At 67.6% G+C, this 11,587-nt stretch carries 12 protein-coding genes; 6 read left to right on the forward strand and 6 right to left on the reverse strand.

The features are described 5' to 3' along the window. Nucleotides 1-70 precede the first annotated feature (70 nt). From ACIA12_RS19470 to ACIA12_RS19480, 3 genes are all read right to left on the reverse strand, one after another. Nucleotides 71-943, reverse strand: a complete 873-nt coding sequence (locus tag ACIA12_RS19470) for a dimethylarginine dimethylaminohydrolase family protein (protein WP_396368409.1) — start codon at nucleotides 941-943, stop codon at nucleotides 71-73. Nucleotides 944-1,090: 147 nt separating this feature from the next. Continuing rightward, a complete protein-coding gene (locus ACIA12_RS19475; RefSeq protein WP_396368410.1) occupies nucleotides 1,091-1,705 on the reverse strand; it encodes a PEGA domain-containing protein in 615 nt (204 codons plus the stop codon). 49 nt (nucleotides 1,706-1,754) lie between these two features. Beyond that, on the reverse strand, nucleotides 1,755-3,362 hold the full coding sequence (locus ACIA12_RS19480; protein WP_396368411.1) for a phage tail tip lysozyme: 1,608 nt from the start codon (nucleotides 3,360-3,362) through the stop codon (nucleotides 1,755-1,757). Nucleotides 3,363-3,519: 157 nt separating this feature from the next. On the opposite strand from ACIA12_RS19480, the gene ACIA12_RS19485 reads away from it, so the two are divergent. From ACIA12_RS19485 to ACIA12_RS19500, 4 genes are all read left to right on the forward strand, one after another. Then, nucleotides 3,520-4,188 (forward strand): GntR family transcriptional regulator, encoded by a 669-nt coding sequence (locus ACIA12_RS19485; protein WP_396368412.1) that lies wholly within the window; start codon nucleotides 3,520-3,522, stop codon nucleotides 4,186-4,188. Between the two features lie 69 nt (nucleotides 4,189-4,257). Continuing rightward, the gene (locus ACIA12_RS19490; RefSeq protein WP_396368413.1) at nucleotides 4,258-4,644 is read left to right on the forward strand and encodes a phage holin family protein; all 387 of its coding nucleotides are present in this window, start codon (nucleotides 4,258-4,260) and stop codon (nucleotides 4,642-4,644) included. Next, nucleotides 4,628-5,101: a low molecular weight protein-tyrosine-phosphatase gene (locus tag ACIA12_RS19495; RefSeq protein ID WP_396368414.1), complete on the forward strand. Its 474-nt coding sequence runs from the start codon at nucleotides 4,628-4,630 to the stop codon at nucleotides 5,099-5,101. Before ACIA12_RS19490 ends, ACIA12_RS19495 begins: the two co-directional genes overlap by 17 nt. A 52-nt stretch (nucleotides 5,102-5,153) precedes the next feature. After that, nucleotides 5,154-6,566 (forward strand): M1 family metallopeptidase, encoded by a 1,413-nt coding sequence (locus ACIA12_RS19500; protein ID WP_396368415.1) that lies wholly within the window; start codon nucleotides 5,154-5,156, stop codon nucleotides 6,564-6,566. A gap of 112 nt (nucleotides 6,567-6,678) precedes the next feature. Here ACIA12_RS19500 and ACIA12_RS19505 read toward each other — a convergent pair whose 3' ends face one another. After that, a complete protein-coding gene (locus tag ACIA12_RS19505) occupies nucleotides 6,679-7,893 on the reverse strand; it encodes a pyrophosphate--fructose-6-phosphate 1-phosphotransferase (RefSeq protein WP_396368416.1) in 1,215 nt (404 codons plus the stop codon). Between the two features lie 197 nt (nucleotides 7,894-8,090). After that, nucleotides 8,091-8,576 (reverse strand): Lrp/AsnC family transcriptional regulator, encoded by a 486-nt coding sequence (locus ACIA12_RS19510; RefSeq protein WP_396368417.1) that lies wholly within the window; start codon nucleotides 8,574-8,576, stop codon nucleotides 8,091-8,093. A gap of 74 nt (nucleotides 8,577-8,650) precedes the next feature. Between ACIA12_RS19510 and ACIA12_RS19515 the strand changes: the two genes are divergently transcribed. After that, on the forward strand, nucleotides 8,651-9,556 hold the full coding sequence (locus tag ACIA12_RS19515; RefSeq protein ID WP_396368418.1) for a DMT family transporter: 906 nt from the start codon (nucleotides 8,651-8,653) through the stop codon (nucleotides 9,554-9,556). Continuing rightward, nucleotides 9,553-10,527, forward strand: coding sequence for an LLM class F420-dependent oxidoreductase (locus ACIA12_RS19520; protein WP_396368419.1), 975 nt, complete (start codon nucleotides 9,553-9,555; stop codon nucleotides 10,525-10,527). Before ACIA12_RS19515 ends, ACIA12_RS19520 begins: the two co-directional genes overlap by 4 nt. On the opposite strand, the gene ACIA12_RS19525 is transcribed toward ACIA12_RS19520, so the two are convergent. Then, nucleotides 10,524-11,522, reverse strand: a complete 999-nt coding sequence (locus tag ACIA12_RS19525) for an acetamidase/formamidase family protein (protein WP_396368420.1) — start codon at nucleotides 11,520-11,522, stop codon at nucleotides 10,524-10,526. The genes ACIA12_RS19520 and ACIA12_RS19525 overlap by 4 nt on opposite strands. Between the last annotated feature and the right edge of the window lie 65 nt (nucleotides 11,523-11,587).

Genomic DNA, 11,587 nt, shown 5'->3' on the forward strand with positions numbered 1-11,587 from the left:
TCGTCCAGCAAACAAGCTGAACCATGGGCAGGCGCCCGGCCATCGATCCGGCCGTACCGGACTGCCGTGACTAGCTCGGCAGGACGACCTCGCCACCGGGAACGGCGATGGCACTGAGGTCGAAGTCGAGGGGATTCGTCATGCAGCGGGCCGAGCCGCCGCCCTTGTGGAACTCGGACAGGTCGAGCACGACGACGCGCAGGCCGAGGCCGGTCATGATCTCGCGGAGCCGGGGCGAGCAGGCCGGCATGATGATCGTCTCGTTCACGACCAGGGAGTTGCCGCTGAACGCGAACGCCTCCTCGTCGGTGAGCACGATCGGGTCCGGCACGATGCCGAACAGCTCGGCTTGGCTGACGGCGTCGAGAGCCGGCGGGTAGACCATCGCGTGGGTGCTGTCGACCGGGCAGAACGGCAGGTCGAGGTGGTACATGCCCTCGTGCTGGATACGCAGGCCGCGGACCCGGATGCCCCACTCGGTCGCCAGCTGCTTGAGCGCCCCGGCCTCGGTGCGTGGGCCGTAGCCGACCACCAGGCTGTCGCCGAAGACGAACGCGTCACCGGATTCGAAGTGCGGGCCGATCCCGTCGCTGCCGGTCCGCTTCAGCTCGAAGTCGTGGCCCATGAACCATTCGGCCGCGGTCAGCGATTCCTTGCGGCGCGGCTCGAACCGCATGTGCGACAGCATCGCCTTGCCCTGGGCGGTGGCGAAGCCCAGGTTCATCGCGTAGACCATGTCCGGTGAGTCGTCGCGCTGGGCCAGCACCTCGACCTCACCGCCGGCGTCGACGATCGCCTGCCGCAGTGAGTCCCACTGCTTGAGCGCCAGTTCCGGGTCGGGCTGGTCCTGGGTCGACATGTACGGATTGATCACGTAGTCGATCCGGAAATGATCCGGCCGGACCATCAGATAGCGGCGACCCCACCCCAGCGGCTGACCCATGTATGCACCTCGTTGACTCCGGACCGTCCGATTGACCGATCCCCTGATTGTCCGACAATCAGTCAGTGTGCAGGGCTCTGCGGGATCGCGTCAACATGAGCTGCGCCTCGACCGGGGGCCAGGCGTTCGGCGTACCGGAGAGCTGGCTCAGCTGGTGGTGTAGATCAGGTCCAGCGAGGCGGGATCCCAGCCGTTGCCGGTGATCCACTCGAGCGCTTCCTTCTTGCCGGAGGGGCCGAAGACGAGGATTTTGACCGAGATCGCCTCGGGGTTGGTCGGGTCGGACTTCGACTTCTCGTACGTCGCCTTGAAATCGGGCCCGATGTAGGGCAGCTGGGCCAGGATCGGGTACTTGGCCTCCAGCCGGTCCTGGATCTCGTCGTACCTGCGCCCGGCCTCGGCCTCGGCCTCCAGCTCCTGCTCGGGGTTGTTCTTGCCCCACTCCCGGCCGATCGGGCCGTTGGCGTACAGGTAGACCTTCACCTCGAGCGGGTCCTTGCCGCGCACGGTGATCGTCTGGGTGTAGCTCTGGAAGCCCTTCCGCTCGCCCGTGAGAGTGTGCGTCCCTGGCCGGACGTCGACCTGGCCGTTGGCCGCGATCGGCGCGCCGTCCAGCGTCAGGGTCAGGTCGTTGGGGATCGACTTCACGGTCAGCTCGGCCTTGGGATCGTGCCGCCAGACCAGCACCCCGCCGATCACGATGACGATCACCAGCAGGGCGACCGCGCCCATCACCAGCGTCCGCCGGCCGTCCTCCTCCATCAACTGCTCCTACTCGTCGTCAGCGTCAGGACATCTTCTCGGGCGAGCATCAGGGCTTCTTCGCGGGCGCGGGCTGGTTCTTCAGCCGGGCGACGGCGAAGCCACCGGGCACTCCCACGTCGTAGGCGTAGCCCGCCTCGGGCACATGGTCTCCCAGCGAGCCGGCCGCGGAGTTGTACTTGCCGAACTTCCCGACGAACAGGTACGTGTGGCCGGGGCCGATGAAGATGTCTCCGGGCTGTAGCTGATCCATCGAGATGGTGTCGTAGACGTCGTACTTGCCCGAGGTACGCAGGTAGTGCTCCTGGGTCGGGGTGTAGACCATCGGGTAGTCGGGATCCGCGCCGCTCATCCGCATCACCGTCGCGACGAATCGCCCGCAGTCGCTCCACACCCGGTCGCCGCTGGTGCTGTTGTACTTCGGCAGCGCCGCCTGGTACGCCGGGGTCGCGTCGCCCTGCTCCCGCCCGTGGCCACCCTCGGGCCAGGCCAGCGACATCGCGACCGCGGCGATGTTGCCGCTACCGGCCGCACACGCGGTCGCAGGCCCGGTCCCGGGCTTGCCCGGCTCGGCGGCACCGCCCCCGAAGGTCTTGAGCACCTCCCGGGCAGTGGCCTGGCGCCGTCCGTACTCCGGATCGTTCGGGTTCGTCGTGAAGATCTCGAACTTGGCCGCGAAGGTGTAGGCCGCGTCGTCGACCGTCTTGGTCGCCTTCATCGCGGTCCCGACGGCCGGCAGCGGCACCTTGCCGGTGCCGTCGAGCTGGTGGATCACGAAGTTGAGCTGGAACTCCAGCGTCTCGATCTGGCTGTCGGTGGCGCCCATCGAGCGCCCCGCGTTGATCACCTTGCTGGCCGGATACCACTGGACGATCCCCCAGGCCTTGTTGCCCAGCCCGACGGCCGTCGCGGCCGGCGTTTTCGTGCCCGAGGTGGTGCCGTTGAGTCGTTGGGGCTCGACGCTCGACTCGTGGATCATGTTGCCGACGATGCCGGCCGCCTGCTCCTTGGTGTAGCCGTTCGCGACCAGGAAGTTGAACGCCTTCTCCTGGTTGGTGCCACCGACCAGCGGGCCGCCCGCGCCGCCGCAGCCACAGCCGCCACCCGCGCCGCCTGCGTCCGTCGTGCTGAAGAGGGTCGCCGGGTCGGTCTGCTTGAGGTCGCTGCCGTTCGACTCGGTCGCCGCCCAGACCTCGAAGTGCAGGTGGGCGCCGCTCTTGCCCGGTGCGGACTCACTGCCCTCGCCCACCGTGCCGATCACCTGGCCGCGGGTGACCGTATCGCCCTTCTCGACCGCCTTGGTGTCGAAGAACCGGTACCAGGTCTCCAGCCCCTCGCCGTGGCTGATCTTGATCCAGTCGCCGCCGGTCGAGATCACCTCGCCGGCCTCGACGGCGTACACGTTCTTGCCCTTGTCGACGACGAAGTCGACGCCCTTGTGGGTGTCCGGGCCCTCGTCGTCCCAGCCCTGGTCGGGGGTGTGGTTGTCGGTCGGCCAGGCCATCGAGGTCTCGCTCGTGCCGGCCGACGGAGTACAGGCGGCCGCGCTGTCCATGCTGCTCAGCACGCCGACGATCATCGCGATCACGATGATCAGCGGCAGGAAGAACACGAGCATGACGCCGCCGATGATCGGCAGTGCCTTGCTGTCACCCACGGCGCTCTCCTCGCTGTCCCATCGCTGACCTCACTGGGTCAAAGACTGCCCGAAAACCAGGTCATTATGTCGAGAGTTATCCACAGGTTGACCGCTGACCTGCTCGCGGCCGGGTGCCGAACGCGACAACGGCGGCTGACTGGACGACAATCGCTGCATGTACGAACGGCTGCGGGTGGACCGCTCGACCACGGTGGACCGGGTCGTCGACGCGCTCCGCGCCGCCCTCTTCTCCGGCGACCTCGAGCCCGGTACGCCGCTGCGCGAGCAGCCGCTGGCCGAGGCGCTCGGCGTCGCCCGCAGTACGGTTCGCGAAGCGATGACGATGCTGGTCACCGAGGGCCTCGCGGTCCGCGAGCCGAACAAGGGCGTCAGCGTCGCGATCCTGCACCCGGCCGCCGTGGCGGACATCTGCCGCGCCCGGTTCGTGCTGGAGTCGGCCGGGATCAGGGCCTGGTTCGACGCCGACGAGCCGGCCCGCGAACGGGTCCGCGCCGCGATGCGCACCTTCGCCGCCACCGCCAAGGAAGGCGCCGACCCCGAGGCGATGACCGAGACGCACCTGGCCATCCACCGCAGCCTGGTCGCGCTCACCGGCAGCGAGCGCCTGACGGCCACCGCCGACTCGATCACCGGCGAGGCCAGACTCGCGCTGGCCCGGGTCGACGCGCTGCGCCAGGACGCCAAGCAGCAGGTCGCCTCGCACCGCAAACTCGTCCGGCTGCTCGAGAAGGGCGCGCTCGACGAATGCGTCGAGGAGCTCCGCCGGCACCTGGCCGGCGCCGAGGAGTCCCTGCTCGAAGCCATCGCCACCCCACCCTCCTGAAAGACATCACCGGGTCGGACGCAGCAGTGTTGCGCCCGGATCCGAACACCCAGGTGGCAGGATCGGGATATGAAGAACCTGATCATCAAGTTGCTGGCCAACGCGGTCGCGCTGGCGGTTGCCAGCTGGGTCGTCAGCGGCATCACGCTGGAAGGGTCGACCACCGGGCGCCGGGTGCTGACGCTGCTGATCGTGGCGGCCATCTTCGGGATCGTGAACGCGGTGGTGAAGCCGATCGCCAAGCTGATCTCGCTGCCGTTCATCATCCTGACGCTGGGCCTGCTGATCTTCGTGATCAACGCCCTGATGCTGCTGCTCACCTCGTGGATCACCGGCAAGCTCGACGTCCAGTTCCACGTCACCGGCTTCGGCGCCGCCCTCCTGGGCTCCCTGGTCATCACCCTGGTCGGCATGCTCCTCAACGCCGTCCTCCCCGACGATGCCGAGATCCGCTGACGGCACGCCGACAGCGGTGAGGCACGTCGAGATCGTCTGCACGGGCAACATCTGCCGCTCTCCGATCGGCGAGGTCGTACTGCGCGCGAAGCTCGCGGATGCCGGCCTCGAGAACATCGTCGTGACGAGTTCGGGCACCAGCGGCTGGCACATCGGCGACCCGATGGACGCCCGGGCCCGCGCCGCGCTGGCCCGGCACGGGTACGACGGAAGCGCGCACCGGGCGCAGGAGTTCCGCGGCGCCTGGCTCGCGGATCGCGACCTCGTGCTCGCGATGGACTCCGGGCATCTGTCCGCGTTGCTCCGGCGGGGAGGCGACGACCTCGCCATACCGGTCGAGCTGTTCGCGGACACCGACGTACCGGATCCGTACTACGGCGACGACGCCGGCTTCGATGACGTGCTGGCCCAGATCGAGAAGGCCGCCGACCGCTGGGTCGACCGCCTGTCTCAGTAGGTGAAGAGAAACGGATACGCCCGCGATACGCCTCGGCTGATTTCGTGGCGGGATGAATCTCAGAAAGCTTCCACTGGCCGCGACAGCGGTCGCGATGATGATTTCGACGGTGGCGGTCGGGCCCGCCACCGCACAAGGGTCCGGCGAACGCCTCTACCCCAACCTCGGCAGCAACGACTACGACGTACGGTCGTACGACGTTGCCTACGGCTACAAACCCGGTACGACGCTGATGAACTCGTCGGTGGACATCAAGGCGCTGGCCACCCGGAGCCTGTCGAGTTTCAGCCTCGATGCGGTCGCCAAGCAGGTCAGCGCCGTCAGCGTCAACGGTCTGCCGGCCGAGTACAAGCTGGACAACGGCAAAGAGAAGCTGGACATCACCCCCAAGCTCCCGCTGCTCAGGGGGCTGCCGTTCCGGGTGCGGATCGCCTTCACCGCTGACCGGTCACTGCAGCCGAAGGCGCCGCAGTTCCCCGAGCAGGCGCATTTCGAGCACTGGATCCCCGCGAACGACGGCTTCGCGCTGCTCGGCCAGCCGGACCGCTCGCACCTGTTCTTCCCGATGAACGACATCCCCAGCGACAAGGCCGTCGTCACCTTCCGGGTGACCGTTCCCAGCGATCTGCAGGCGGTCGCCGGCGGCACTTTGCGCTCCAAGAAGACCGTCGGCGGCCGGACGACGTACGTCTACACGACCCGCGACCCGATCCCCACCGACGTCGCACAGCTCGCGGTCGGCCACTTCACCGAGATCAAGGCCCGCGGCCCGCACGGACTCCCGGTACGGAGCTACGTGGACACGCCTCAAGCGAAGGCCGCCAAGACGCGAGTGGACCTGATCCCGGGACAGCTGCGCTGGGTCGAGGAGCAACTCGGTACGCGGTACCCGTTCGAGACGTACGGGGTCCTCGGCATCCGCCCCGAGCTCAACGTCGCACTGGAGAGCGCGACCCTGTCCATGTTCACCGCGGGCTATCTGGCGATCCCCGAAACGACGGGCGTGGCCGTGATGGTGCACGAGCTCGTCCACCAGTACTTCGGCAACGCCGTTTCGGTCCGGAGCTGGGACGACATGTGGCTCAGCGAGGGCCACGCGAGCTACTACGGCGGCCTGTACGCCTCGACGAACGGCGGACCCTCGTTCGAGGACTTCGTCAAGCGGGCCTACGACTTCGACCTCGAGAACCGTCCGGTCTACGGCCCGCCCGGCCGCCCGGCCGACACGATCGACGTGCTCGGCGGTACCAACGCAGGTGGCGCCGTGATGCTCTACGGCCTGAGCAAGCAGGTCGGCCCGAAGACGTTCCGGCAGATCGAGCACACGTTCATCGAGCGCTACCGCAACAAGTCGGCGACCACCCAGGACTACATCGACGTCGCCAACCAGGTGTCCGGCAAGGACCTCACGGCGTACATCACCAGCTGGATCTACGCCAAAACAACCCCCGAACTCCCGTCCTGACAAGCCCACATCATGTGGGCTTGAACAGCAAACGGCGGGCTTGAACACGTTATTACTTGTTCAAGCGCACCGTTGGGTGTCCGAGCCCACATGATGTGGGCTCGGACACCGGTCAGCTGGTTTGGCCGATGTCGGTGAGGAGGGTGGCGAACCAGTCGACGGACGGGTCGAACTCCTTGCCGCCGGCGATCCGCGGGAACTCGATCGCGCGCAACTCGTCACCGCGCTCCTCGTCGTGCCCGACCACACCGCTCTCGCCGCGCAGCGCCGCGTCGACCGCGTAGTCCGTGCACTGCTTGATCAGCGCGAGATCGGCGTCGTTGGCAGCGGCGGACCGGCTGAAGTACCCGCTCTTCTGAACCATCGTCTTCTCCGCGCCGATCCGCTCGGCGAACTGCTTCGCGAACCACGCGCCCGGGTTGACCGCGTCCAGCTTCACGTGCCCGAACGGGTCCCGCGGCACGTCCTCGCCGCGCGCCTCCAGCTCGGCCACGATCGACGGCACGCCGGCGCCCTCGGACAGGAAGATGGTGACGCAGTCGTTCGCGTCCATCACCGCCTTCAGCCGCTCGGCCTCGGCATCCAGGTCGATCGTTGCCTCAGGCACATAAACGGCGTGTACGTCCCAGCCGCCGGCGTCCAGGCCGATGCCCGGGTTCCACTCCTGCGCCTTGACCCACTTGCGGTACTCCGCCGCGGTCGCGGCCGTCAGCCAGCCGCAGTTGCGCCCCATCACCTCGTGGACGACGAGCATCCGCGGGTTGGAACTGTGCTCCGCGATCACGTTCTTGGCGAAGATCGCGCCCTGCTCGGCGGCGGTCCAGGCGCCGAGGCTCTGCTTGATCGGGATGACGTCGTTGTCGATCGTCTTCGGCAGGCCGACCACGGTCAGGTCGTAGTCGTGCTCCTGCAGGTACGCCGCCAGGTCGGCCGCGGTGGTGTTGGTGTCGTCGCCGCCGATCGTGTGCAGCACGTCGACGCCGTCCGCGACCAACCGCTCGGCTGCCACCTGGAGGGCGTTCTGGCCGTCCTGGATCAGGCCACGCTTGACCAGGTCGGCGGTGTTGGTCAGCTTCACCCGGCTGTTGCCGATCGGGCTGCCACCGAACTTGTGCAGCAGACCGGCCTTGGCGCGGACCTCGGGCGTGACGTCGAGGTGCCGGCCGCTGAGCAGACCGTGGTACCCGTTCAGGTAGGCGATGATCTCCACGTCGGGCGCAACCTCGCTGTAGCGCTCGATCAGCCCGCCGACGGCGGACGACAGGCAGGGCGCGAGCCCGCCCGCGGTGAGAAGGGCAACTCTGCGGACAGACTTGTCGGCAGCCATGGTCAGGGTCCTTCCAGAGGTCACTGAAGTCGGCCTCAGCCTAGTGATGCAGACCACTCAGAACGCTGGTTGGGGTGAAAACAAGGAGGAAGGTGGGCGGGGAACGCTGGTTGGGGTGAAAACAAGGAGGAAGGTGGGCGGGGAACGCTGGTTGGGGTGAAAACAAGGAAGGAGGCCGCGGTGTGCGCTGGTTGGGCTCAGTCTTTGGACAGCCGCTTCGGCAGTGGCGCGGGTCTGGGCTCGATGGGGGTGGAGACTATGAAGGAGCTGGTGGTCTGGCCGTGGATCAGGAACTTGTCGAGGACCTCTTCGAGGCCGGCGATGGCGGCCACCTGGACGCGCATCAGGAAGCAGTCCTCGCCGGAGATGCGATGGCACTCGACGACCTCGGGCGTGCGCTGCGCGAGCTCGATGATGCGAGGGATCTGACCAGGCCCCGGGCGAAGGCGAACCCACGCGGCGACCGGTAGGCCGAGCGCGGCCGGGTCGATCTCGAGGCGGTAGCCGCGAATCACGCCGGACTCCTCCAGCCGCGTCACGCGCTCCCGGACCGTCGGCGCCGACACCCCCAGCCGCCGGGCCAACTCGGTCGTCCGCAACCGCGGATCGGCCGACAGCTCGATCAGCAGTCGAACGTTCAGCTCATCCAGAACCGGAAAGTCAACTGCCGACTCTGTGTTCATTTCAGCAACCATGACCGGCCTTCAGATTTCGTTTCTCCATGGGAAAGCACTGACGATCTTCCTAGGGTAGAACCGTGACAACAGTCGTGGAAGCCTCTCCTAAAACCCTGCTGGTAACCGGCGCGGCCACGGTGTCAGTGCTGTTGTGGGGCTCCTCCTTCGTGGCCATCCGCCGCGCCGGTACGGAATTCTCGGCCGGCTCGATGTCGCTGGGCCGTCTCCTGGTCGGCAGCATCCTGCTGGGCGTCTACTTGTACTTCCGTGAGTGTCCGACTCGGGCCAGCTGGCCTACTAGGCGCGACTGGCCGCCGCTGCTTGCCTGCGGGCTGCTCTGGTTCGGTGTCTACAACCTGACCCTCAATGCGGCCGAGCGCCGCCTGGACGCCGGTACCGCGGCCATGCTGGTCCACGTCGCTCCGCTGCTGATCGCCCTGCTGGCCGGGCTGACCCTGGGCGAAGGCTTCCCGCGCCAACTCGTCATCGGCAGCCTGATCGCCTTCGGTGGCGTAGTGCTGATCGGTACTGCGACCTCCACCGGCCGCGCCGAGACCTGGGGAGTAATCCTCTGCTTCATCGCCGCCATCTCGTACGCCGTCGGCGTGGTAGCCCAGAAGCCGCTACTGACTCGACTCCCGGCCGCACTGGTCACCTGGCTGGCCTGCCTGATCGGCACGGTCGCCTGCCTCCCCTACGCCCCCACCCTGGCCACCGAGGTCCGTACTGCGAGCGCAGCCACCATCTGGTGGGTCATCTACCTGGGCGCCTTCCCCACGGCCCTCGGCTTCACCACCTGGGCCTACGCCCTACGCCGCTCGACGGCAGGCCGCATGGGCGTGACGGTCTACGCCGTCCCGGTGGTCGCCATCGGGCTCGCCTGGCTCTTCCTGGGCGAGACCCCGGCCCTGCTAGCCCTCATCGGAGGAGCACTCTGCCTCGCCGGAGTCGCCGTCTCCCGAAGTACCGGAAGGAAGCCCGCATGAAGTTCGGAGTCTTCGTACCACAGGGCTGGCGGATGGACCTGGCCGAGCTCGCCGACCCGGTCGAGCAATGGGAAGCGATGACCGCCGTCGCGCGAGCCGCTGACGCCGGGCCGTGGGACTCGATCTGGCTGTTCGACCACTTCCACACCGTGCCCGAGCCGGTCCGCGAGACGGTCTTCGAGGTCTGGACGGCAACGGCCGCGCTCGCCCGCGACACGAAGCGGATCAAGATAGGCCAGCTGGTCGGCTGCAACGGTTATCGCAACCCGGCCCTCTACGCCAAGATGGCGGCCACCGTCGACGTCGCCAGCCACGGTCGGCTGTTCGCTGGGCTCGGCGCGGGCTGGTCGGAGCATGAGTGGACGGCGTACGGGTATCCGTGGACCAGCCTCAAGGACCGGATGGGGTCGTTCCGGGAGTCGGTCGAGTTGATTCACCGGCTGTGGACCGAGGAGGACGTGGTCTTCCACGGCAAGTACCACTCGGTGGACAAACCGTACGTCGAACCGCGTCGCCAGCCACCGCTGTGGATCGGTGGGGGTGGTGAGCAGGTCACGCTCAAGCTGGTCGCGCAGTATGCCGACGCCTGCAACTTCGGGACCGGCCGCGTCGACGTGATCAAACACAAGCTGTCGGTACTACGGAAGCACTGCGACGCCGTCGGCCGCGACTACGACGAGATCGTGAAGTCGACCAGCCTCAACCTGTTCCCGATCAGCCCGGGCGACGACCCGGTCACCGCCACCGCGAAGGCGCGGGGTCGCTACAGCCTGGACGAATTTCGCGCGCTCGGCTCGGCCGGCAGCGCGATCGCCATGGCCGACATCCTCACCACCAAAGAGATCCGGACCCAGTTGGAGCAGCTTGAAGAGGCCGGCATCCAGTACGTGATCACCTACATCCCGGGCGTCGCCTACGACCACTCCCCGTTGGAGCGGTTCGCGGCGGACGTAGTACCGGCCTTCTCCTAAAGGGTGGCGGCCAGCTCTCGCAGGTGGGTGTGAATGTTGCTGTAGGCATCGGCTTTGGGGAGCAGCTGCTTGGCGACCTTGGTGACGACGCTGTAGTTGGCGTCGACGACGTTGGCCAGCGGGACCTCGCTGATCTGGCTGAGGAGCTGGTAGGCGTCCAGCTTGTCGAGGCCGTAGAGGTCGCCGAGCCAGCCGACCATGTCGACCTGGCCGGCTCGCCAGGCGTCTTCGAGTGGGCGGCTGGAGCCGACGACGGCCAGATGTGTGTCGTTCTCGATCCGGGGCCAGGCCGGGCCGGGAGTCTTGAGGAGCTCGACGATGAGGACGACGTTCATCGAGCCCTCGACCGCCGTACCGCAGGATTCGCCCTCGCCCTGGCGGTAGTGGCCGTCGCCGACGGAGAACAAGGCGCCCTCGACGTTGACGCGCAGGAAGCAGGTCGCTCCGGCCCGCATCTCAGGGGTGTCCATGTTGCCGCCGAACACATCCGGTACCAGCGACGAGCGGACCTCGCCCGCGGCCGGGGCGACCCCGACCGTACCGAGCATGGTCTCGATCGGCAGCGCGAGCTCGAGGTCGCTGCCCTGCGCCTGGAAGCCGACCGTCTGCCGCTCAGTGTCGACCTCGTAGATCCAGGTCCGCTCGGGCAGCGGGTCCTGCAGGGTAGCCGTCCGGTCGGTGCTGGTCAGGCCGCCGAAGAACGGGATCGTGGCCGAGGCGCCCCAACTCCGCGCCGGGGTCAGCTCGACGAAGTGCAGGACGAGCGTGTCGCCCGGCTCCGCGCCCTCGACGTAGAACGGGCCGGTCTGCGGGTTCACGAACGGCATGTTGAGGCTGGCACTGGCCAGATCCGTCGTACTGCGCAGCCGGCCGCAGAACGCGTCCTCGGTCCACAGCCGCATCGCCGTACCGGGTTTGACCCGGCGCAGCGGCGCCGCGCCGCCGAAGGTCCAGGTGAGTTGCTCGTTCGACGGGGTGAATTCGACGATGTCCACGGTGGAAACCTACGTCCGGCCGGCGTCCTTCGCGACTGATCAGCGGGTTCTCAGCCGATTCTCAA

Source organism: Kribbella sp. NPDC051620 (genome assembly GCF_044453825.1).
In the GTDB taxonomy this organism is placed as follows: Bacteria; Actinomycetota; Actinomycetes; order Propionibacteriales; family Kribbellaceae; genus Kribbella.

Excerpts from the sequence above, each read along its gene's own strand:
- ACIA12_RS19475 (WP_396368410.1), bottom strand. The coding sequence starts at position 1,705 with ATGGAGGAGGACGGCCGGCGGACGCTGGTGATGGGCGCGGTCGCCCTG.
- ACIA12_RS19510 (WP_396368417.1), bottom strand. The coding sequence starts at position 8,576 with ATGAACACAGAGTCGGCAGTTGACTTTCCGGTTCTGGATGAGCTGAAC.
- ACIA12_RS19520 (WP_396368419.1), top strand. The coding sequence starts at position 9,553 with ATGAAGTTCGGAGTCTTCGTACCACAGGGCTGGCGGATGGACCTGGCC.
- ACIA12_RS19470 (WP_396368409.1), bottom strand. The coding sequence starts at position 943 with ATGGGTCAGCCGCTGGGGTGGGGTCGCCGCTATCTGATGGTCCGGCCG.
- ACIA12_RS19500 (WP_396368415.1), top strand. The coding sequence starts at position 5,154 with ATGAATCTCAGAAAGCTTCCACTGGCCGCGACAGCGGTCGCGATGATG.
- ACIA12_RS19495 (WP_396368414.1), top strand. The coding sequence starts at position 4,628 with ATGCCGAGATCCGCTGACGGCACGCCGACAGCGGTGAGGCACGTCGAG.
- ACIA12_RS19485 (WP_396368412.1), top strand. The coding sequence starts at position 3,520 with ATGTACGAACGGCTGCGGGTGGACCGCTCGACCACGGTGGACCGGGTC.
- ACIA12_RS19490 (WP_396368413.1), top strand. The coding sequence starts at position 4,258 with ATGAAGAACCTGATCATCAAGTTGCTGGCCAACGCGGTCGCGCTGGCG.
- ACIA12_RS19505 (WP_396368416.1), bottom strand. The coding sequence starts at position 7,893 with ATGGCTGCCGACAAGTCTGTCCGCAGAGTTGCCCTTCTCACCGCGGGC.